Origin of the sequence: Actinophytocola algeriensis, assembly GCF_014203735.1 — a bacterium.
GTDB classification, from domain to species: Bacteria; Actinomycetota; Actinomycetes; order Mycobacteriales; family Pseudonocardiaceae; genus Actinophytocola; species Actinophytocola algeriensis.
Genome location: NZ_JACHJQ010000001.1, coordinates 152176 through 172160, shown reverse-complemented (window position 1 = coordinate 172160; position 19985 = coordinate 152176). Strand labels below are relative to the sequence as shown.

Genomic DNA, 19985 nt, shown 5'->3' with positions numbered 1-19985 from the left:
CCCGTCACAGAATGCGCAGCACCGCGCACAGCCACCGGTCGCCGTGGCGCTCGAACCGTGCCGCGGCCGCCACCACCCGCTCCCGCCCGGCGGGCGAGCTGATCCCGATCACCGCGCTCACCTCGACCGCGGACCTCGTCGGGTAACACGTCCGCAGCTTCCGCAGCACGTGCCGACCCCCCGGCCGCACGGTCCGCAACCTCGTGAGCAGCGCCTCGAACGCCACATCCGGCAACAACGTCCGCAGTTGGTTCACCGGCCGCCGCCCGTCCAGCACCTCCAGCACCCGCCGCAGCACCTGCGCCAACGCGGCAGGAGCCACGGGCGGTCCGTCAGGCTCCGGCGCGGGCGGCACCAGGCGCAGCTGCGGGCCGGTCGCGGGACGCAGGCTCGACCACCGCATGGGTGGCCCGATCCCGTCCGGATCGCAGTCCGGTTCGTAGTCCGGCAGCCGCCGGAACTGGAGATGGCACGGCTCGTCAGGTAGAGCTGGAACGGTCATGCCCTACTGAGCTGAGGGACCGTCCATTCCGGACAAAGACCACCCCATGGGATGGTCCGGTTACTGACCGTGCCGACGAACCAGCTCGAAGCACAGCACGGCAGCCGCACTGGCGACGTTCAGCGACTCGACCCCGCCCGCCATCGGGATCGAGGCCAGGCCCGTGACGTGCTTGCGGACCTCGGGACTCACCCCGGCCGTCTCCCCGCCGAGCACATAGGCGGCCCGGCGCGGCAGCGTGGCGTCGAACAACGACTGGCGGGCGGCACCGTCCAGCGCGTACAGCGGGTAACCGGCGTCGCGGAGCGCGGCGCACGCCTCCTCGGCCGTGTAGCAGCGCAGCACCGGCGCGTGGAACGCGACTCCGGCGGAGGCCTTCACGACCAGCGGGTCGATGCCCGCCACGCCACGCCGGGGCACGACGATCCCTTCGATCCCGGCGGCGGTGGCGGTCCGCAGGATCATCCCGACGTTGGCCGGGGTGGTGATCCCGTCGAGCACGAGCACGGTCGCGGGCCGCGCGGCGAGCCCGTCGACCAGCCGCCGCATCCGCGGCGCGACGACGTCGGCGAGCACCCCCTGGTCCTGCTTCCCGTTACCCGCCAGCACCTTCACGCGGTGCGCACTGGCCCGCTCGACCCGCACGGAACGCGCGCCAGCGGCGTCGATGATCTCCTTGGCGGCGCCGCCGCGGGCGTTGTCGGCGAGAATGACCTTGTCCACGTCGAGCCGCCGATCGGCGAGCGCCTCCAGTACGGGCTTGCGACCGAACACGGTCACGAACCGGTCCTTGGGTGATTGGCCGTCCACGGCGAGAGCATCGCACGTCGCCGGTGTGCCAGGATCTAGGCCTTGCCCGCCGCAGAGGGAACGGGAGCACGGTGAGGGTCTACATACCGGCAACGGTGTTGATGCTGCGGACGCTGAACGCCGCAGGCGAGCTGTCCGCGGTGAGCGGCACGGCGTTCGCGCTGACCCCGATGCTGCGGGAGTCCTACGCATCGGGGTCGTCCGAGGAGCTGGAGTACGCGGCCATGCTGGAGGCGTCCCGCGCGTCCCTGCGCCTGCTGGCGGCCGAGCTCGAAGAGGATCCGGAACTGGTGTTGCCGAGGCGCGCCGTGGTCTCGGCGGACGTCGACGGCGCCACCCTCCGACCCGACCTGGACTACTCGGTGGTGCGCCTGTCCGGGCCGGTGCAGCTGAAGCAGGTCGCGGCGGTACACCTGGACACCTCGGACGCCGAACCAGCCGTCCGTGCCGCGGCCGCGGTGATCGACCAGGCAGACCTGGGCGACGGCGACGCGGAGTTCACCCTCGGCGAGGCCGAGGACCACGAACTGGCGTGGTACTCCCCGGAAGAGCTGCCGTTCCTGCTGGAACTGCTCTGACCCAGCCCCCGACCGAAGGCTGATGCCTCGAAAGACGCTTTCAGGACACTCAACGTCCCGAAAAGCGTCTTTCAGGGCATGGCCAGCCCGGGCAAACTACCGACGAGGGCCCTTCTTGCCCTTCTTCTGCGCGGCCCGCTCAGCCGCACGACGCTCCCGGCGCGTGCCACTGCCACCGCTGCCGTCAGCGCTGCCACCGTCACGCCCGTTGTTCGAGCTGTTGCTCCGCGACTCGACGCCGCCACCCTCGGCAGGTCCGCTGTACGTCAGCTTCTGCGGTCCACCGGGAGGCGCCCCGAGGCCCTTCCCACGCAGCGCGGGCGGGATCTTCTCCTCGGCGGCAGCGACCCGCTCGGCCTGAGCCTGCTGCGCGGCCTGTGCCGCGGCGACCGCGCGCTGTGCCCGCACCACCCGGTCAGCGGCCGACGGCAGCGAGGCGGCGTCCGACGGCTCCGGCTCCGGCTGCTCGACCTGCAGGTTGAACAGGTAGCCGACGCATTCCTCCTTCAGCGCCTCGAGCATGGTCGCGAACATGTCGAAGCCCTCGCGCTGGTACTCGATCAGCGGGTCGCGCTGCGCCATGGCCCGCAGGCCGATGCCCTGCTTGAGGTAGTCCATCTCGTACAGGTGCTCGCGCCACTTGCGGTCCAGCACCGACAGCATGACCTGACGCTCCAGCCGCCGCATGGCGTCCGGGCCCGCCTTCGCGTCGATGTCCGCCTCGCGGTCGCGGTACGCGCGCTTCGCGTCGGCGACGATGGCCTCCTCGAGGAACTCCGAGGTCAGGTCCTTGCCCTCCGCCTCGGCCTCCTCGACGAGGTCGTCGAACTTCAGCGAGATCGGGTACAACGTCTTCAGCGCCGTCCACAGCTTCTCGTGGTCCCAGTCCTCCGCGTAGCCGCCACCGGTCTCGGCGCGCACGTAGTCGGTCACCACGTCGACGATCATGTTCTCGACCTGGTCGTGCAGGTCCTCGCCCTTCAGGACGCGGCTGCGCTCGCCGTAGATGACCTTGCGCTGCCGGTTCATGACCTCGTCGTACTTGAGGACGTCCTTGCGGATCTCGAAGTTCTGCTGCTCGACCTGCGTCTGCGCGCTCTTGATCGCGCGGGTGACCATCTTCGCCTCGATCGGCTGGTCGTCCGGCACCCGCATCGTCACCATGACGCGCTCGACGAACGCGGCGTTGAACCGGCGCATCAGCTCGTCGCCGAGCGACAGGTAGAACCGCGACTCGCCCGGGTCACCCTGACGGCCGGAACGACCACGCAGCTGGTTGTCGATGCGCCGCGACTCGTGCCGCTCGGTGCCGAGCACGTACAGGCCACCTGCCTCGCGGACCTCCTCGGCCTCCGCGTGGACCTCCGCACGTGCCTTCTCCAGCGCCCCCGGCAGCGCGGCCTTCCACTCGTCCGGCGTCTCCAGCGGGTCGAGGCCACGTGCCCGCAGGGCCTCCTCCGCCAGGTGGTCGGGGTTGCCGCCGAGCACGATGTCGGTACCACGACCGGCCATGTTGGTCGCGACCGTGACCGCGCCGCGGTGGCCGGCCTCGGCGACGATGGCCGACTCCTTCTCGTGGTGCTTCGCGTTCAGCACGTTGTGCGGGATCCGGCGCTTGACCAGCAGCTTCGACAGGTACTCGGACCGCTCGACGGACGTGGTGCCGATCAGCACCGGCTGGCCCTTCTCGTGGCGCTCGGCGATGTCGTCGGCGACCGCCTCGAACTTCGCCTCCTCGGTCTTGTAGATGAGGTCGGAGCGGTCCATGCGGACCATGGGCCGGTTCGTCGGGATCGGCACGACGCCCAGCTTGTAGGTGCCCTGGAACTCGGCGGCCTCGGTCTCGGCCGTACCGGTCATGCCGGACAGCTTGTGGTAGAGCCGGAAGTAGTTCTGGAGGGTGATCGTGGCGAGCGTCTGGTTCTCGGCCTTGATCTCCACCTTCTCCTTGGCCTCGATGGCCTGGTGCATGCCCTCGTTGTAGCGGCGGCCGGCCAGGATGCGGCCGGTGAACTCGTCGACGATCAGGACCTCGCCGTTGCGGACGATGTAGTCCTTGTCGAGCTTGAACAGCTCCTTGGCCTTGAGCGCGTTGTTGAGGTAGCCGACGAGCGGCGTGTTGGCCGCCTCGTACAGGTTCTCGATGCCCAGCTGGTCCTCGATGTAGGCGACGCCCGGCTCGGTGACGCCGACGGTGCGCTTGCGCTCGTCGACCTCGTAGTGGACGTCCTTCTTCATGTTCGGCACCATCCGCGCGAACTCCTGGTACCAGCGGGAGTTCTGGTCGGTGGGACCGGAGATGATCAGCGGGGTCCGCGCCTCGTCGATGAGGATCGAGTCCACCTCGTCGACGATGGCGAAGCTGTGGCCGCGCTGGACCATGTCGTCCAGGCTCCACGCCATGTTGTCGCGCAGGTAGTCGAAGCCGAACTCGTTGTTCGTGCCGTAGGTGACGTCGGCGCGGTAGGCGGACCTGCGCTGCTGCGGCGTCATCTCGGACAGGATCGCGCCGACCTCGAGACCGAGGAAGCGGTGCACGCGGCCCATCCACTCGGCGTCACGTTTCGCCAGGTAGTCGTTGACGGTGACGAGGTGGACGCCGTTGCCGGAGATCGCGTTGAGGTACGACGGCAGCACCGCGGTCAGGGTCTTGCCCTCACCGGTGCGCATCTCGGAGACCTTGCCCAGGTGGAGCGCGGCGCCACCCATGATCTGCACGTCGAAGGGCCGCTGGCCCAGGACCCGCTTGGCGGCCTCCCTGATGACCGCGAACGCCTCCGGCAGCAGGTCACCGAGCGCGTCCTCGTCGGTCTCGCCGTCCGGGAGGTCCGGGTCGCGGCTCTCCTCGTAGCGCTTGCGGAACTCGTCGGTCTTCGCTCGCAGCTGGGCGTCGGTCAGGTCGAGGACCGTGTCCTCCAGGCCGTTGACCTCTTCGACGATCCGCTTCAGATGCTTGAGCGTCTTGCCCTCGCCCGCTCGAAGAATCCGGGACAGCACCATCAGGTTCAACCTCGCTAGCTGGATCGTGTGCGCGCCTATGACAGGGAGAGAGCTGCCTCACCCTGCCCCCATCGTAGGCCGTCCTCGAACCGGGCTGCCTAGACCGGTTCGTCGATCTTCACCTCGACCAGCTCACAGGTCGCACCCTGGACCACTTCGTAGACGTTGGCCCCGGGTACCTCCTCGGTCGACTTGGCGCCGGGCTCGAGGGTGCCGGTGTTGAAGTAGCCCTCGGTGAGCAGGGTTCCCGCGGCGTCCAGGAAGTTGATGGTGCCGATGTACTCCATGGGCTCGTCCAGCGAGTTCGTGACCTCGACGGTCGCGCTCACGCCGGCACCGGTGCCGCTCTCGCACGTCACGATCTCGACGTCCTTGGCCAGCTCGTCGGCTGACTTCGCCTTGGTCTCGGCGTCCTTCTCCGCGGTGTCCTTCTCCTCGGCGTCCTGTGCCGCGGTCTCCTGCTGTGCTTGTCCGGAGTCCTGCGGCTCGTCGCTGCCACAGGCACTGACCCCCAGCGCGGCGGTGGCGGCGAACAGAACAGCGATGATCTTGGCAGTGCGCATGGGCCCGCACCGTACCGGCACCGGGCACAACGCGTGCACCGGCCGCGCACATGCGAAAGCCCCCGGGCTGTCTCCCAGGGGCTTGTCGCGTTTCGTGTCAGACCAGCCTGATCACGCCGTAGTCGAAGCCCCTCCTGCGGTAGACGACGCTCGGCTTGTCGGCATCGGCGTCATGGAAGAGGAAGAAGTCGTGTCCGACCAGCTCCATCTGGTAGAGAGCCTGGTCGACGGTCATCGGCTTGGCCGGGTGCTCCTTCTCCCGGACGATCTTGCCAGGAAGGTTGTCCTCCTCAGCGCTTTCCCAGCGCTGGGACGGCACCTCGGGAAGGCCTACGGCCTGCTCGGTTCTCGCGGGCAGCACCGCGGTCTGCGCGCGACCGTTCGTGGCGGGCAGCGCGGAAAGCTCGGTGGAGGCGTGCGCGGTGGCCTCCGCGACGGAGGTCTGGCCCCTGCGTCCGTAGTGCACGCGCCTGCGGTCGTGCAGCCTGCGGAGGCGGTTCTCGAGTTTTGTGACGGCGGCGTCGAGCGCGGCGTAGAAGTCGCCTGCACACGCTTCAGCGCGTACGGCGGGGCCCCTGCCCTTGCCGGTGATCTCGACGCGCTGGCAGTTCTTCGACTGCCTGCGGTTGGGCTCGTGGAACAGCTCCACGTCGAACCGGATTACCTTGCGGTCATAGCGTTCGAGCCTGGTGAGCTTTTCCTCGACGTGCACTCGGTAGTGATCGGGCACCTCGACGTTGCGGCCTTTAACGACGATGTCCATACACAACCTCCCTCGCCTGTCAGCGAGATAGTGAACTAACGGCGGCGCCGGGAAAATCTGGACTCTCCAGGGGGCTTGAGGGGCTCCCCTACCTCAGGGCCCCACCGGCGCCAGGGTCATGGCTACTCGCCTCCTCCCTGCGAAAACCGGGAAAGCTGATGCCGAGACGTTATCTCGCGTTGTGCCTTTGCAAAAGCCCCCTCGGCGGGGGAACTTGTACGTCCCGCCCGGGTGACTGAGCGCAACGTGGCCCCCCTTCGCGCACGAGGGCCCGCCCGCCGGCCGCGCGCGTGGCGCTCGGCCAGCCGGACCAGGCACGGCTGCCTTCCGCGATGATCGACTGATCGCGCCTTCCATAACCCTTCAACGGTCTTCGAGTGATCAAGGTTCCCCGAACAAGTTCACTCAGAAGGAGGTATGCGCCGTCTCCCAGTCCTTGAAACACACGTTCTGACGCAACTCCCAGCGACGAAGGTTCCTCCTTCCGGGACTTGGGCTTTTGTCGGTGTCGTGGTGCATCATGTCGACCATGCGTTCGATTCTGGATCTGGTCCTGCCCAACCGCTGCGCGGGCTGCGACGCCCCCGCGACCGCCTGGTGCGCCGAGTGCGCGGGCGCGCTGAAGGTGCGCCCGGTGCCCCGGCCCGACCTCGGCGCGGCCGCGTACGCCCTCGCGGGCTACGAGGGCGCCCCGCGCAGGCTTGTGCTGGCGTACAAGGAGAAGGGGCGGCACGAGCTGTCCGTGCCGTTGGGACGGGCGTTCGCACACGCACTGCCGACGATCCGGGCAGGGCCATATGTCGTGGTGCCCGCACCGTCCCGGCCGTCCGCGGCCCGCGCCCGGTACGGCCAGCACATGACGGCGGTGGCCCGCGCCTGTGCCACCGCGTTGGTCCACGCGGGACACCGGGCATCGGTGTCGCCGGTGCTGCGCCTGTCCGGCCGGGCACGGGACTCGGTGGGCCTCGACCAGGACGCCCGGGTGGCGAACCTGAGCGGCCGGCTGCGGTGCGCGGGGCGGGCGCCCCGGTCCGCTGTCCTGATCGACGACGTGATCACAACCGGCGCGACAGCCGCCGCCTGCGTGGCGGCGCTGCGCCACGGCGGAACGGAGGAGGTGACGGTACTGGCGTTCACGGCCACGTGAGGGCTCGCTGAGCCTGTCGAGGCGAAGCCAGCGCCGACTACGTGGGCAACCGGCCGGTCGCCCCAGGCGCCACCTGACACGTCCCTCGACCAACCCGACACCACCAGAACCCTTGCCCATCCACGAAAGGAGGGAGCCGATGGACAGCCGTCAGCCCGGGTAGAACGGGATCGAGCTCGGGCCCTGGCCGTTCTGCAGACGGTGCCACACCTGGCCGAGGCCGGACACGACCGAGACAGCGGCGCTGTCCGTGACGACGACCTCGCGGTCGGGAGCGGCGGTGATCGCGCGGACCGGTAACTGGAGGTTGTTCGGGTCGTAGTGGTCGATCGTGAGGCCGTCCAGCGACAGGTTGATCACCGGCATCTGCGGTTGCCGGGTGGCGACCACGAGGGTGTGCTGGTTCAGCCAGTCGACGCCGACGGCGTTGACGATCATGGTCGGGGACAGCGTGCGGGGCAGTGCGAGGCTGACCGAGTCCTTGTCGCGCACCACGGCGGCGAGGACGACCCAGCCCCTGCTGGTGACGATCGCGGCCCTCGTGCCGTCGCGGGACAGGCGAAGCTCGGTGATCGAGCCGAAGTTCTCGTTCAGCGCCGACGCGTTGACCTCGACCGACCGCCACGTCTCGTCGCCCGCCCGGACGACGCGGACGACGTTGCCGTCCTCGACGGTCCACACCTCGCCGGCGTCCTGGTCGTCGCCGGTGGACACCCGCCAGGTCGGTCTCGACATGGTCGTGGCGTCCAGCGCGACCTCCTGCAGTGCCTCGCCGTAGCGGCCGACGCGCAGGCGCAGCCTGCCGTCGACCTGGGTGACGACCGCGAGCTGCTCACCGTCGATGGACTGGGCGGCGCTGACGACGTCGTACGCACCCTCACCGGCGGGGCCGGGGGCCGCCTTGCCGTCCTGGAGCATGCGGAGCCTGCCACCGGACACGAGCAGGCCCTGCTGGTCGGGGCCGGGCTTGGTGGCGGTGTCGTACTGCTTGATGTCGGACAGGCGCCAGTCGCCGTGGCCCTGGATCAGGTCCACGTTGTCGCCCTTGATGCGGAGGCGGCTGGACGTGACGGTCTGCAGCGACAGGACGATCTGGGCAGCGATCTTCTCGCGTTGCTCCTCGCTCTTGTCGCCGAGCGGATTGAGGTCGACGACGAGCGTGCCGTCGGCGTCGGGCACCACGTTGGTGCGGGCACCGACGCCCTCGAGCGGGGACACCACCGACCGGCGGATCGAGTCGGACGGGCCGGACAGCAGGACCTTGATCACGCGGGCAGGCAGCCCTGCGGCGGGCGCCGCGGGCACGTAGCGCTGGTCGGGGACGGTGATGCGCAGGTCCGGGTCGAAGTAGTACACGGTGACGGCGCGGTAGCTGGTCTTGAAGTACGAGTACGGCACGTACACGTGCTCTGGCGGCGCGTCGATGCGCCACTGGCCGTTCTCGCGCACCACACCGACCCGGAACTCGGGGTTGCCGATCCGCGGGATGAACGCGTTGTCCTGGCCGAGCGTGCCGATCTGCGTCACGCGCAGCACCACGACGACACGTCCCGACTCGACGCCGCCCTGGTCCTCACCGGACTGCTTCTGGTCGTCGTTGGACATGGGCACGGTGCTGAACGTGTCGTGGATGACGTACGGCTTGCTGTCGGCCGGCCACTGCTCCTTGGCCTTGTCCGTCAGGTACATCGAGGCGGCCTCGGGGTTGCCCGAGCGCTTGACGAACTCGCGCACGAGGTCGAACGCGTTGAGGTTCGGCGTCGGTGGCCGTTCGGCGGCCTCCGGCACGATCTGCTGCTCGTCGCGGACCGCGTGCGGTGTCGACTCCTCCGGGATGTTGGCGCAGCCGGCGAGCACCAGCACCGCGATCGCGAGCAGCGTGACCGAGAGGCGCCGTCTCATCTGGCCTCCTCCCATACCGGGGTGGGCGGCTCGAGTTCCGGCTCGGGGCTCTCGGGCTCGGTGGCGCTCGCGACGGTGACCCGGACGGCGTCGCCTTCCCGGGGCTCGACGTCCGCGGACGGCACGTCGGCGTCCGGCGGCGGGAGCGGCAGCGGGTTGTCGGTGTAGGGGACGCCCTGTCGGCGCGGCAACGTGAGCCGGAAGCACGCGCCCTTGCCCGGCCCGCCCCACGCGTCGAGGCCACCGCCGTGCAGGCGGGCGTCCTCGAGGCTGATGGCGAGCCCCAGCCCGGTGCCGCCGGTGTGGCGGTTGCGGGACGGGTCGGCGCGCCAGAAGCGGTTGAACACGAGGTCGGCCTCGCCGGTGCGCAGGCCGACGCCGTAGTCGCGGACGGTCACGGCCAGCGCCTTGTCGTCGACGGCCATGCGCAGCCGCACGGGGTGCCCGTCGCCGTGGTCGACCGCGTTCGCGAGCAGGTTGCGCATGACCCGCTCGATGCGGCGCGAGTCGACCTCGGCGGAGGCCTCCTCGTCCGGCAGGTCGAGGATGATCTCGGTGCCCGCGTTGCGCGCGATCGTGGCGACGGCCTGCGCGGCGCGCACGGCGATGGGCCGCACGTCGATGTACTCGGCGACGAGCTCCTCGACACCGGCGTCCAGGCGGCTGATCTCGAGCAGGTCGCCGAGCAGCGACTCGAACCGGTCCAGCTCGTCGACCAGCAGCTCGGTGGAGCGGGCGAGGCCGGGTGGGAACTGCTCGCGCGACGCGTGCAGCACGTCCGCGGCCATCCGCACGGTGGTCAGCGGCGTGCGCAGCTCGTGGGACACGTCGGAGGTGAAGCGGCGCTGCAGGGTGCCGAACTCCTCGAGCTGGCGGATCTGTCTCTCGATGCTCTCGGCCATCTCGTTGTACGACTGGGCGAGCCGCGCGACGTCGTCCTCGCCGACGACGACCATCCGTTCGTCCAGCTCACCGCCCGCGAACCGTTCCGCGGCCTGCGCGGCGCTGCGGACCGGGCGGACGACCTGGCGCGTCACGAGGTTCGCGATGCCCGCGAGCAGCAACAGCAGCACGAGGCCGCCGACGAGCAGCGTGCTCTGCACGACGCCGATCGTGGACTGCTCCGCGGTCAGCGGGTACAGCATGTACAGCTGCATCGGCTCCTGGCCGGACCCGAACGGCGCGCCGACGATCAGGAACGTGGTGCGCCCCGACGACCGGTCGACCGTGTGGATCTGCACCGCGAGCCTGCGGTTCTCCACGAAGTGCCGGAGGCTGTCGGGCACGTCGCTGTACGGGCCCGCGCTGATCATGCTGGCGTCGTCGGCCGCGATCGGCGGGGCGCTCGCGAGCACCGGCTCGAACGTGCCCGCCGACGAGCTGGCGGTGTCGGTGTTCGGCGTCGAGCTGGTGAGCTTGTTCAGGGCCTGGGTGAGGCGCGGCCGCACGTCGTCGACGGCGGAGTTCACGCCGGTCAGCTCGCGCTGCGCCACCACGACCGCGTCGCGGGTGGCGGCGATCGCCGCTTCCTCCTTGGTCTCCAGCAGGCGGTCGGTGATCTGGTTCTGCAGAACCATGCCCAGCACGAACACCACGGCGGAGGACAGCGCGAGCGTGGACACCACAACCCGCACCTGGAGGGAGCGGCGCCACAGCTCTCCGAAGTACACCGCGCGCTGCTGGCCGAACGCGACCGCGCGGGCGCCGTGGCGGGCGACCGCGCGGAAGGACCGCTTCACCGAGACCGTCCGATCACGGTGGACCAGCCTTGTAGCCCACCCCACGCACCGTCAACACCACCTCGGGGTGTTCCGGGTCGGTCTCGACCTTGGAACGCAGCCGCTGCACGTGGACGTTCACCAGCCGGGTGTCCGCCGCGTGCCGGTAGCCCCAGACCTGCTCGAGCAGCACCTCGCGCGTGAACACCTGGCGCGGCTTGCGGGCCAGCGCCACGAGCAGGTCGAACTCGAGCGGCGTGAGCTGGATGGCGACACCGTCACGGGTGACCTCATGGCCGGGCACGTCGATCGTGAGGTCGCCGATGGACAGCATCTCGGCAGGCTCGGAGTCGGTGCGGCGCAACCGCGCGCGCACTCTGGCGACCAGCTCCTTCGGCTTGAACGGTTTCACGACGTAGTCGTCGGCGCCGGACTCGAGGCCCAGCACTATGTCGACGGTGTCGCTCTTCGCCGTCAGCATGACGATCGGCACGCCGGACTCGGCGCGGATCGCCTTGCACACGTCGATCCCGTTGATCCCGGGCAACATCAGGTCGAGCAGGACCAGGTCCGGCCTGAGCTCGCGCAGCGCGGGCAACGCCCGGTTGCCTTCAGCGACCACCGCGGTGTCGAAGCCCTCGCCCCGCAGCACGATGGTCAGCATCTCGGCCAGGGCCGGGTCGTCGTCCACTACCAGCACACGTGCCTTCATGGTTACATCGTCGCACTTCGTGAAGCTCATTCGCGCGAGACCCGGTCGGTTCATCCGGTTTCCGCACTCCGGGTGATCGGTTGTAACGCTTCAGGGTGTACCGGCAATCTATCTGTTGAAGGTTGAACAGGGACGCACGGAGGTGCGCGGCCGCTATGGGCATCCGCAGGCTGAACCACGCCGTGCTGTACGTGCGCGACGTGGACCGCAGCGTCACGTTCTACACGGACATCCTCGGTTTCACGGTGGTCCACCGCAGGCCGGCCGCGGCCTTCCTGCGCGCCGCCGACTCCGACAACGACCACGACCTCGGCCTTTTCGGCGTCCGCGGCAACGGGACCAAACCGGGCAGCGGCGTCGGCCTGTACCACCTGGCGTGGTCGGTCAACACGTTGCCGGAACTGGCGGCCTTCGAAGAGAAGCTCACGAAGGTGGGCGCCCTGGTCGGCTCGTCGGACCACGCGGTCTCGAAGTCCCTGTACGCCAAGGACCCCGACGGCATCGAGTTCGAGATCTCGTGGTTCGTCCCCCGCGACCGGGTGACAGCGGAAATGGCGGCGAACCCGACCATCGCCCGCCTGGACATCAACGCGGAGATAGCCCACTGGGGCGCGGACCTGGTCGGCGCACCGTAAGCAACGACCACCCCGGCAAACCCGGCCGGACCGCAATCGGTAAAGCCGATGGTTCCTGACCGGAGCCGGTCGCGGCCCCCGAACGGCGAGGCCTCAAAGGTGCCTTCGCGCCGCCGCGACGCCCTGAAAGACGCTTCCGGGCGTTGAGTGTCCTGAAAGCGCCTTTCGAGACGCCAACCGCCACCAGCTCAGAACCGAAACCGGCCGGAACGCAACCCCCACCCTGTCCCGGGGGCGTCCCGCCTTGCCAGTCTATCAGGTGGGGTGGACAAAGCAAAGGCACGTTGGTCCAGCTGTGGATAACTCACCCTGCTGTGGACAACTACTCGGCGAGTCTCTTGGCCAGCTCGTCCGCGTCGGGGGTTGTCGTGCCGTCCACGACGTGCCAGGGGGCCAGCCAGCTGTCGGTGGCCAGCCCGTCGTACACCGCTGCCACCCGGGCCTGCAGTGCGTCGTCGGACTCCCAGGTGTCGCGGCCGCGCTCGGCGTCGGTCAGCGCGCGGCGCGTCGAACGTTCCGCCGCCACCGACGGGGCGACCCGCAGCAGCAGGTGGGCGTGCGGCAGCGGCAGCCCGAACCGTTCGATCTCGATCGCGTGGACCCAGCGCACGAACTCACCTCGGGCGTCCTGGTGCAGGCGGGCCGAGCCGAACGCCGCGTTGGACGCCACGTACCGGTCCAGCAGGACGTACTCGTGCGCGTCGAGCGCGGCGCGCAGGTCGGCGGCGGCGGCCCTGCGGTCGAGCGCGTACAGCATCGCCATGCCGTACACCTCGTCACCGAACGGGCCCAGCCGCCCGTGCAGGCCGTCGCGGATCAGGTCCGCGTGCACGTCCACGCCGTAGCGCGGGAACGCGAGCCGCGCGACCTTCCCGGCGAGCGCACGGTCCAGGGCGTCGGCGAGGGTGCGCTTGCCCGCGCCGTCGATGCCCTCGATCACGATCAGTCGTCCCACGCGGGGCACCCTATGCGAACGGCACGTGCCACCACGGGCTGGTCCGGTCGGTCATCAGCAGCCGGTGCGGGCCGAGCACGGAGACGTACATGTGTCCGTACTCCTCCTTGTCGAACCGGATCACCCGGCCGAGCGCGTAGCCCGCGCTGAAATCGGCCCACGACGTGTAGTGCTGGCGGCACAGCTCCCCGGCACGCAGCACGATCCGCTCAGCGGTCCGGTAGTCGCAGAAACGGCCGCCGAAACCCCACCGGGCCATGTTGACGGCGCGACCGAAGTCGTAGCCGAAGAGGCTGGTGACGAGGCCGTGGTGCGGCAGAAGACCGTCGGTGCGGAACCGCGACTCGTAGCGGGTGACCACGCCTGCGAGGTGGACCATCTCCTCGACCTCGGCGGGTTCCTTCCGCTGTCGCCTGGCCCACTCGCCGACGGCGTTCTGCCAGGTGAACAGGTCGTAGTGGCCCTGCTGGCGCAGCAGCGTGCGCCGCACGTTCAGCACGGCGTCCACCTCAGGTCCGATGTTCATGCCGCCGAGCAGGTAGTCGACCTGGCGGGACCAGTCCTCCGCCGTCGTCACGCCCCAGTTGTCGGCGAGCGACTCGCGGTTCGCGGCGTAGTCGCGGACGGGGTCGTCCAGCGCGTTCCACGGGCTCGAGACGTGCACGGGAATGTGGGCGCCGCAGGCGTAGCCGTGGGCCAGCGGTCCGTAGAACGGTCCCTGTGGGGCGCTGACCATCCCCTCCACGTGATCACAGACCACCACGCGGCCGGAGTGTAGCGACGTGCAACGCGACAGGTGGCCGACTCCGTCCTGGAGGTATGAGAATCGTCGCGGTGCTGATGTTGCTGGTCCTCGCGGGGTGCGGCGCGCGAGGCGCCGCCCAGGAAGAACCGGCTGGGCAGCAGCAGCCGGATCCGTTGCGCGGCAAGACGTTTCTCGCCATGGCGGTGACCGAGTCCGGCGAGCCGAGGCAGCTGGCGCCGGAGACCGAACTGTCGGTCGAGTTCACCGACGACGGCAGGCTGATCGCGCGGGCGGGCTGCAACATCATGCAGGGCCAGGTCGACACGGCGGACGGCACGCTGACCGTCGACGGCGGCCTGTCGATGACGGAGATGGGCTGCGACACAGCTCGCCACGACCAGGACGAGTTCGTCGCGGGCGTGCTGTCGGCGAACCCGAAGTGGGAGCTGACCGACGGCCGCCTGACGATCCGCACGGGAACTACGGTGTTCGACATGGCGGCCGAGGCCGAGACCACACGCGACCTGAAGGGCACCACGTGGGTGCTGGACACGCTGGTCGACGGCCAGACCGCGTCGAGCATGCCCGCTGGTGCCCCGGAGGTGACGCTGGTGTTCGACGGCACGAAGGTCGTGGCGGAGACCCACTGCAACGGCTACACGGCCGAGTACGTGATCGCGGGCGACACAGTCACTTTCACGCCGGGCATGTCCACGCTGATGGCGTGCGCACCTGAGATCATGCAGGGCGAGAAGGCGGTAGCGGACGCACTGCGGGACGAGGTGACGTACGAGCTGACCGCCGACCGGCTGACGTTCACGCACCCGTCCGGCAAGGGGATCGGATTGCATGCCCAGTGAGTTGCCCGAGCTGACCTTCGCCGGTCAGGCGGAGTTCGCGGCGTGGCTGGCGGACCACGCGGAGACCCAGGGCGTGTGGCTGCGCATAGCGAAGAAGGGCACCGGCCTCGAGTCGGTCGACCACGACCAGGCACTGGAGGAGGCCCTGCGCCACGGCTGGATCGACGGCACCGCCCGCCGCGTCGACGACCAGTGGTTCGCGCAGAAGTTCACGCCACGCACCCGCCGCTCCCGCTGGTCGAAGATCAACCGGGCGTCGGCGGAACGCCTGATCGCGGAGGGCCGCATGTTCCCCCGCGGCCTGCGCGAAGTGGAGGCGGCGGAGGCGGACGGCCGCTGGGAGGCCGCGTACGCGGGCCCGGCAAGCTCGACGGTGCCCGCGGACCTGGCGGCGGCGCTGGCGGCGTCCCCGAAGGCGGCGGAGTTCTTCACGACGCTGACGAGCCAGAACCGCTACGCCATTCTCTACCGGGTGGAGGAGGCGAAACGCCCGGAAACCCGCGCGCGGAGAATCGAGAAGTTCGTGGGCATGCTGGAACGCGGCGAGACACTGCACTAGCCCCGCGACGATGGCGGACCGAAGCGCACGCACAGACGCCCCGCGCTCCGCGCGAACGCGGTGAGACCCCTCGAAGGCCGTCGGCCCCCGACATCCAGCCTGGCCGCCGGCACCGACAACCAGCCGCGGTTGTCCACAGGCAAGATCAACGGTGGCCGTCGGCCCCCCGGAATCCAGCGTAGTCCGGGCCACCGACGACAACGCGGCGCGGACCACGACTTGTCCACAGCACCGCCGGTTGTCCACAGCACGCCATAACGAGCCGAGAACCGTCGCCCCCACCCCGTACGCTGGAATCCGGGGGCCGGAGGCCACAAAGGCCGGCCCCCGCCGAAGCGGGAGCCGGCCTTTGGCGAACGATCAGTACCGGTAGTGGTCCGACTTGTACGGGCCGTCGACGTCGACGTCGATGTACTCGGCCTGCTCCTTGGACAGCTTCGTCAGCTGACCGCCGAGAGCCTCGAGGTGGATCCGGGCGACCTTCTCGTCGAGCTTCTTCGGCAGCCGGTACACCTCCTTGTCGTACTCCTCGTTCTTGGTGAACAGCTCGATCTGTGCGATCACCTGGTTGGAGAACGAGTTCGACATCACGAACGACGGGTGGCCGGTCGCGTTGCCGAGGTTCATGAGCCTGCCCTCGGAGAGCACGATGATCGAGTGCCCGTCCGGGAAGACCCACTCGTCGACCTGCGGCTTGATGTTGATCCGCCGGATACCCGGGTAGCGCGCGAGGCCCGCCATGTCGAGCTCGTTGTCGAAGTGGCCGACGTTGCCCAGGATCGCCTGGTGCTTCATCTTCGCCATGTGCTCGGCCATCACGACGTCCTTGTTACCCGTCGTGGTGATGATGATGTCGGCCCTGTTGAGCACGTCCTCGAGGCGCTGGACGTCGTACCCGTCCATCGCGGCCTGCAGGGCGCAGATCGGGTCGATCTCGGTGACGATGACGCGGGCACCCTGACCACGCAGCGACTCCGCGGAACCCTTGCCGACGTCGCCGTAGCCGCAGACGACCGCGACCTTGCCACCGATGAGGACATCGGTGCCGCGGTTGATGCCGTCCACCAGGGAGTGGCGGATGCCGTAGCGGTTGTCGAACTTCGACTTGGTGACCGAGTCGTTGACGTTGATCGCCGGGAAGAGGAGCTCACCCGCGGCGGCCAGCTGGTACAGGCGCAGGACACCGGTGGTGGTCTCCTCGGTGACGCCCATGATCTCCTTGCCGGTGCGCGTCCACTTCTGCTTGTCGGCAGCGAGCGAGTTACGCAGCGTCTCGAGGATGATCTTCCATTCCTCGGAGTCGTTGTCGTCCGGCTGAGGCACGACACCCGCGGCCTCGTACTGGGTGCCCTTGTGCACCAGCAGGGTCGCGTCGCCGCCGTCGTCCAGCAGCATGTTCGGCGCCGCACCGGCGGCCCAGGTGAGCATCTTCTCGGTGCACCACCAGTACTCGTCGAGCGTCTCGCCCTTCCACGCGAACACCGGGACGCCCTTGGGCTCCTCCGGCGTTCCGTGCGGACCGACGACGACCGCGGCCGCCGCGTGGTCCTGGGTCGAGAAGATGTTGCAGGACGCCCAACGCACCTCGGCGCCCAACTCGACCAACGTCTCGATCAGCACCGCGGTCTGCACGGTCATGTGCAATGAGCCGGAGACCCGCGCACCACGAAGCGGGTAGACCTCGGCGTACTCACGCCGGAAGGCCATCAGACCCGGCATCTCGTGCTCCGCGAGGCGAATCTCCTTGCGCCCGAACTCGGCCAGCGACAGATCTGCCACCGCGAAGTCCAGGTTGCCAACCGTGCGCAGGTATCGGCTAACGGTCTCGTCCTGGCTGTTTACTGCGGTCATCCCGTACATCCTCCAGACTCAATTGCCTCCAGAACACTACCGTTGCCACCAGTTGATCGACTGGAGTGGTCGTCGAGCAGAGAAGGAGGGGTCGGTTGTTCCCGCCTGGGCCGGACACCCGCGTGGTCGAACTACGTGTCCACGGCGTGATGGGCACCAGGCCGGAGACGCTGGTCTCGGCGGTCGCCGCCGTCGACGTCGCCGGGGACGGTCTCGGGCGGATCGTCCAGCCCGCCGACCGGCTGCTGCGCCCCGCGCCGGGACCGATGTTGCGGGCCGAGGGGCAGTCGATACCGAGAGTCGTCGAGGGTTACTCGTGGGGCGGGATGACCTCCGGCGGCTGGGCAAAGGCCGCCTGGGCTGTGCTTTTCCCGTTCGCACTCGCGAACGTCGCGCACTGGATGCTGCCGCCGGTCCCCGCCGGGCACGGCCTGGCACGCAGGCTGAGCGTCGCGTGCCGGACGCTGCTGCGGCTCGCGGCGGTACTCCTCACCGTGCTGCTCGTCACGCAGGCCGCGGTCGTGAGTCTCGACCTGGTCGCGGCACAGTGCCTCGCGCCCGGTTCGCCGTGTCTCGCGGACACGGTGCCGGACTGGCTGCGGGAGACATACCTGGTGCGGCCCACCATCGGTCTTCTACCGGTTCTCCTGACGATCTACGTGCTGCACCGCATCTCGTGCGTCGCGTGGGAGGTGGACGCGGGCGCCACGCCGGGCAACCCGCCGCCGACGCCACCGAACGCACGGGTCCACCTGCCGGGCACGAACCTGGTCGCCGACCCCGACACGCCGACGCTGCGTGCACTGCACCTGGTGGCGGCGCTCGCGACGGTCGCCCTGCTCCCCCTCGGCGGCCCGTTCGCCATGCCCGGCGAGCCGCTGCCCGCCGCGCTGTGGACGCTCGCGTTGATCCTGCTGGCGGTGGCGATCACGGGGGTCCTGGCGCTGGACGACCCGCGGGGTGCGGTGCCAGGGCGCGCGGGTGCGTGGCTGCGCAGGGCGCTCGGGCCGTGGACCCGCCGGGCGCTGTACCTGGTGGGTGTGGCGCTGGTGGCCGCGGCCGGGGTGAGCCTGGACCCGCTGCGGCTGACCGGCACCGAGCAGACGGTGGAGGCGATCGCGGCCGCGTTGATCGTGGTCGTCGCGGTGTTCGCGGTGCTGCTGGTGCCCGCGGCGCGGATCGCGCGGCGGGAGTGGCGGTCGCGACCCAGGGAGCTGCGGCCGTGGGCGGGTGGCTGGATGGCGGCGCCCGTGCTCGCGGTGGCGGCGCTGCTCGGCGGCGGGTTCGGCGCCGGGCTGGGCATCGCGGTGCGCAAGCCGCTCGGGACCGAGGGCATGCAGGTGCCGCCCGGGTACCTGCCGGTGACGTTGCTGTGGGGCGCAGGCGCGGTGCTCGGTGCGGTCGTCGCGGTCGTGGCCGGCCCGTTCGCGCTGGTCAGGCTGCGGTCGATCGACTCGGCGGAGGCGCGGCTGCTGGGGTCGCCGGCGCGGGAGTGGCGAGTAGCCGGATGGTTCCGGCAGCACCTGCACCACGTCGTGCTGACCTGCTCCGGCGCGCTGTCGGCGGGTGCGGCGGTGGCGATCTACCTGCGGTTCGTCGGCACGCCGGACTGGCTGATGCCGCTGTCGGCCGTCGGGGTGCTCGCGCTGGGCGCGCTGGCGGGCGGGCTGCTGCGGGCGGTGTACAACGCGGCGCGGGCGCCGGAGTCGGGGCGGCAGCTGGGCGTGCTGGCGGACCTGGCATGTTTCTGGCCGAGGGAGGCGCACCCGATCGTGCCGCCGTGCTACGCGGTGAAGGTGGCGCCCGAGGTGGCGGCGCGCGCGATGACGCACCTGGCGGAGCCGGGGACGCGGGTGGTGGTGATCGGCGAGAGCCACGGGAGCCTGCTGGCGACGGTCGCGGTGGCGCGGCTGCTGAACTCGCTGAACGAGCCGGAGCGGCGGCGGATCGGGATCGTGACGGTCGGGTCGCAGCTGCAGTGGGCGTACACGCGGGCGTTCCCGGCGGTGCTGCCGTTCTCGGCGATGGGCGCGTTCGCCGGTGAGCTGGGCACCCGGTGGCGGTCGCTGTGCCGGGGCACGGACGCGCTGGGCGGCGCGGTGACCACGTGGCGGCGGCAGGTGTTCGAGGATTCGTTGCTGGGCATGGGTTTCCGCGCCGACGGGACGCCGGGGCCACTGGCGGCGGCGACGCGGAGCCCGCATGGCGCGCTGGTACTGGGGCTCGACCACTGGCTGCCGGATCCGCAGCCCGGGCCGCTGCCGGGGCGGCGGTGGACGCCCGGTTTGCAGCGGCATGGGAACTATTCGGCCGACCCGGAGTGGGATCGCGCCGTCGCCATGGCGGCGGGCCTGGATCCGGCGGAGCCGCAGGCGCTCTTCACGCTGGGCGATCGGTGAAGTTGTCCACAGCAGGGTGAGTTATCCACAGCTGGGCACCCGCGCCTTTGCTTTATCCACCCCACCTGGTAGACTGGCAAGGCGGGACGCCCCCGGGACAGGGTGGGGGTTGCGTTCCGGCCGGTTTCGGTTCTGAGCTGGCCGTGGGGCGGCGGTTGGCGTCTCGAAAGGCGCTTTCAGGACGCTCAACGCCCCGAAAGCGTCTTCCAGGGCATCGGCGACGTTGGTGGACACCGCACTCGGCTGCTCCCGGGTTTGCCGTTCCGGAGGTGCCTCGCCGGGGGCC

At 69.9% G+C, this 19985-nt stretch carries 17 protein-coding genes; 6 read left to right on the top strand and 11 right to left on the bottom strand.

What is annotated here, in order from left to right; all coding sequences use genetic code 11:
* Window positions 1-4: 4 nt before the first annotated feature.
* Both FHR82_RS00810 and FHR82_RS00805 read right to left on the bottom strand, forming a co-directional pair.
* Window positions 5-502 (bottom strand): Rv3235 family protein, encoded by a 498-nt coding sequence (locus FHR82_RS00810; RefSeq protein ID WP_184808271.1) that lies wholly within the window; start codon window positions 500-502, stop codon window positions 5-7.
* Between the two features lie 60 nt (window positions 503-562).
* Window positions 563-1312, bottom strand: coding sequence for a TrmH family RNA methyltransferase (locus FHR82_RS00805; protein ID WP_184808270.1), 750 nt, complete (start codon window positions 1310-1312; stop codon window positions 563-565).
* 71 nt (window positions 1313-1383) lie between these two features.
* Here FHR82_RS00805 and FHR82_RS00800 point away from each other — a divergent pair, with 71 nt between their 5' ends.
* Entirely contained in the window at window positions 1384-1890 is a 507-nt protein-coding gene (locus FHR82_RS00800) for a DUF6912 family protein (protein ID WP_184808269.1), read from the top strand.
* A gap of 96 nt (window positions 1891-1986) precedes the next feature.
* Here FHR82_RS00800 and secA read toward each other — a convergent pair whose 3' ends face one another.
* The 3 genes from secA to hpf form a co-directional block, all read right to left on the bottom strand.
* Window positions 1987-4890 carry a preprotein translocase subunit SecA gene (gene secA, locus FHR82_RS00795; protein ID WP_184808268.1) on the bottom strand — a complete coding sequence of 968 codons (2904 nt, stop codon included), beginning with the start codon at window positions 4888-4890 and terminating at the stop codon, window positions 1987-1989.
* A gap of 98 nt (window positions 4891-4988) precedes the next feature.
* Complete coding sequence (locus FHR82_RS00790) at window positions 4989-5453, bottom strand: hypothetical protein (RefSeq protein ID WP_184808267.1); 465 nt, start codon at window positions 5451-5453, stop codon at window positions 4989-4991.
* Window positions 5454-5550: 97 nt separating this feature from the next.
* Entirely contained in the window at window positions 5551-6216 is a 666-nt protein-coding gene (gene hpf / locus FHR82_RS00785; protein ID WP_184808266.1) for a ribosome hibernation-promoting factor, HPF/YfiA family, read from the bottom strand.
* A 529-nt stretch (window positions 6217-6745) separates the two neighbouring features.
* Here hpf and FHR82_RS00780 point away from each other — a divergent pair.
* Window positions 6746-7363: a ComF family protein gene (locus tag FHR82_RS00780; RefSeq protein WP_225943982.1), complete on the top strand. Its 618-nt coding sequence runs from the start codon at window positions 6746-6748 to the stop codon at window positions 7361-7363.
* Window positions 7364-7513: 150 nt separating this feature from the next.
* Here the strand turns inward: FHR82_RS00780 and FHR82_RS00775 are convergent, their stop codons facing one another.
* Genes FHR82_RS00775 through mtrA form a run of 3 tightly spaced genes read right to left on the bottom strand, consistent with a single transcriptional unit; the run spans window position 7514 to window position 11695 of the window.
* On the bottom strand, window positions 7514-9265 hold the full coding sequence (locus FHR82_RS00775; RefSeq protein WP_184808264.1) for an LpqB family beta-propeller domain-containing protein: 1752 nt from the start codon (window positions 9263-9265) through the stop codon (window positions 7514-7516).
* Window positions 9262-11004 carry an MtrAB system histidine kinase MtrB gene (gene mtrB, locus FHR82_RS00770; protein ID WP_184808263.1) on the bottom strand — a complete coding sequence of 581 codons (1743 nt, stop codon included), beginning with the start codon at window positions 11002-11004 and terminating at the stop codon, window positions 9262-9264. Before mtrB ends, FHR82_RS00775 begins: the two co-directional genes overlap by 4 nt.
* Before the next feature lie 13 nt (window positions 11005-11017).
* Window positions 11018-11695 carry an MtrAB system response regulator MtrA gene (gene mtrA / locus FHR82_RS00765; protein ID WP_075123969.1) on the bottom strand — a complete coding sequence of 226 codons (678 nt, stop codon included), beginning with the start codon at window positions 11693-11695 and terminating at the stop codon, window positions 11018-11020.
* A 155-nt stretch (window positions 11696-11850) separates the two neighbouring features.
* Between mtrA and FHR82_RS00760 the strand changes: the two genes are divergently transcribed.
* Window positions 11851-12330, top strand: coding sequence for a VOC family protein (locus tag FHR82_RS00760; protein WP_184808262.1), 480 nt, complete (start codon window positions 11851-11853; stop codon window positions 12328-12330).
* A gap of 322 nt (window positions 12331-12652) precedes the next feature.
* Here FHR82_RS00760 and FHR82_RS00755 read toward each other — a convergent pair whose 3' ends face one another.
* Complete coding sequence (locus tag FHR82_RS00755; protein WP_184808261.1) at window positions 12653-13285, bottom strand: dTMP kinase; 633 nt, start codon at window positions 13283-13285, stop codon at window positions 12653-12655.
* Window positions 13286-13295: 10 nt separating this feature from the next.
* Complete coding sequence (locus tag FHR82_RS00750) at window positions 13296-14021, bottom strand: DUF1266 domain-containing protein (protein WP_192772870.1); 726 nt, start codon at window positions 14019-14021, stop codon at window positions 13296-13298.
* 83 nt (window positions 14022-14104) lie between these two features.
* On the opposite strand from FHR82_RS00750, the gene FHR82_RS00745 reads away from it, so the two are divergent.
* A complete protein-coding gene (locus FHR82_RS00745) occupies window positions 14105-14890 on the top strand; it encodes an META domain-containing protein (RefSeq protein WP_184808259.1) in 786 nt (261 codons plus the stop codon).
* Entirely contained in the window at window positions 14880-15449 is a 570-nt protein-coding gene (locus FHR82_RS00740; RefSeq protein ID WP_184808258.1) for a YdeI/OmpD-associated family protein, read from the top strand. Before FHR82_RS00745 ends, FHR82_RS00740 begins: the two co-directional genes overlap by 11 nt.
* Window positions 15450-15809: 360 nt before the next feature.
* Here FHR82_RS00740 and ahcY read toward each other — a convergent pair whose 3' ends face one another.
* Complete coding sequence (ahcY, locus tag FHR82_RS00735; protein WP_184808257.1) at window positions 15810-17300, bottom strand: adenosylhomocysteinase; 1491 nt, start codon at window positions 17298-17300, stop codon at window positions 15810-15812.
* Window positions 17301-17395: 95 nt separating this feature from the next.
* On the opposite strand from ahcY, the gene FHR82_RS00730 reads away from it, so the two are divergent.
* A complete protein-coding gene (locus FHR82_RS00730; protein WP_225943983.1) occupies window positions 17396-19699 on the top strand; it encodes a hypothetical protein in 2304 nt (767 codons plus the stop codon).
* Window positions 19700-19985 lie beyond the last annotated feature (286 nt).

What these genes read in the sequence shown, in the direction of transcription:
- hpf (WP_184808266.1), bottom strand. Translation starts at nt 6,216, where the DNA reads ATGGACATCGTCGTTAAAGGCCGCAACGTCGAGGTGCCCGATCACTAC.
- FHR82_RS00745 (WP_184808259.1), top strand. Translation starts at nt 14,105, where the DNA reads ATGAGAATCGTCGCGGTGCTGATGTTGCTGGTCCTCGCGGGGTGCGGC.
- FHR82_RS00790 (WP_184808267.1), bottom strand. Translation starts at nt 5,453, where the DNA reads ATGCGCACTGCCAAGATCATCGCTGTTCTGTTCGCCGCCACCGCCGCG.
- mtrA (WP_075123969.1), bottom strand. Translation starts at nt 11,695, where the DNA reads ATGAAGGCACGTGTGCTGGTAGTGGACGACGACCCGGCCCTGGCCGAG.
- FHR82_RS00740 (WP_184808258.1), top strand. Translation starts at nt 14,880, where the DNA reads ATGCCCAGTGAGTTGCCCGAGCTGACCTTCGCCGGTCAGGCGGAGTTC.
- ahcY (WP_184808257.1), bottom strand. Translation starts at nt 17,300, where the DNA reads ATGACCGCAGTAAACAGCCAGGACGAGACCGTTAGCCGATACCTGCGC.
- FHR82_RS00760 (WP_184808262.1), top strand. Translation starts at nt 11,851, where the DNA reads ATGGGCATCCGCAGGCTGAACCACGCCGTGCTGTACGTGCGCGACGTG.
- FHR82_RS00810 (WP_184808271.1), bottom strand. Translation starts at nt 502, where the DNA reads ATGACCGTTCCAGCTCTACCTGACGAGCCGTGCCATCTCCAGTTCCGG.
- secA (WP_184808268.1), bottom strand. Translation starts at nt 4,890, where the DNA reads ATGGTGCTGTCCCGGATTCTTCGAGCGGGCGAGGGCAAGACGCTCAAG.
- FHR82_RS00780 (WP_225943982.1), top strand. Translation starts at nt 6,746, where the DNA reads ATGCGTTCGATTCTGGATCTGGTCCTGCCCAACCGCTGCGCGGGCTGC.
- FHR82_RS00750 (WP_192772870.1), bottom strand. Translation starts at nt 14,021, where the DNA reads ATGGTCAGCGCCCCACAGGGACCGTTCTACGGACCGCTGGCCCACGGC.
- FHR82_RS00775 (WP_184808264.1), bottom strand. Translation starts at nt 9,265, where the DNA reads ATGAGACGGCGCCTCTCGGTCACGCTGCTCGCGATCGCGGTGCTGGTG.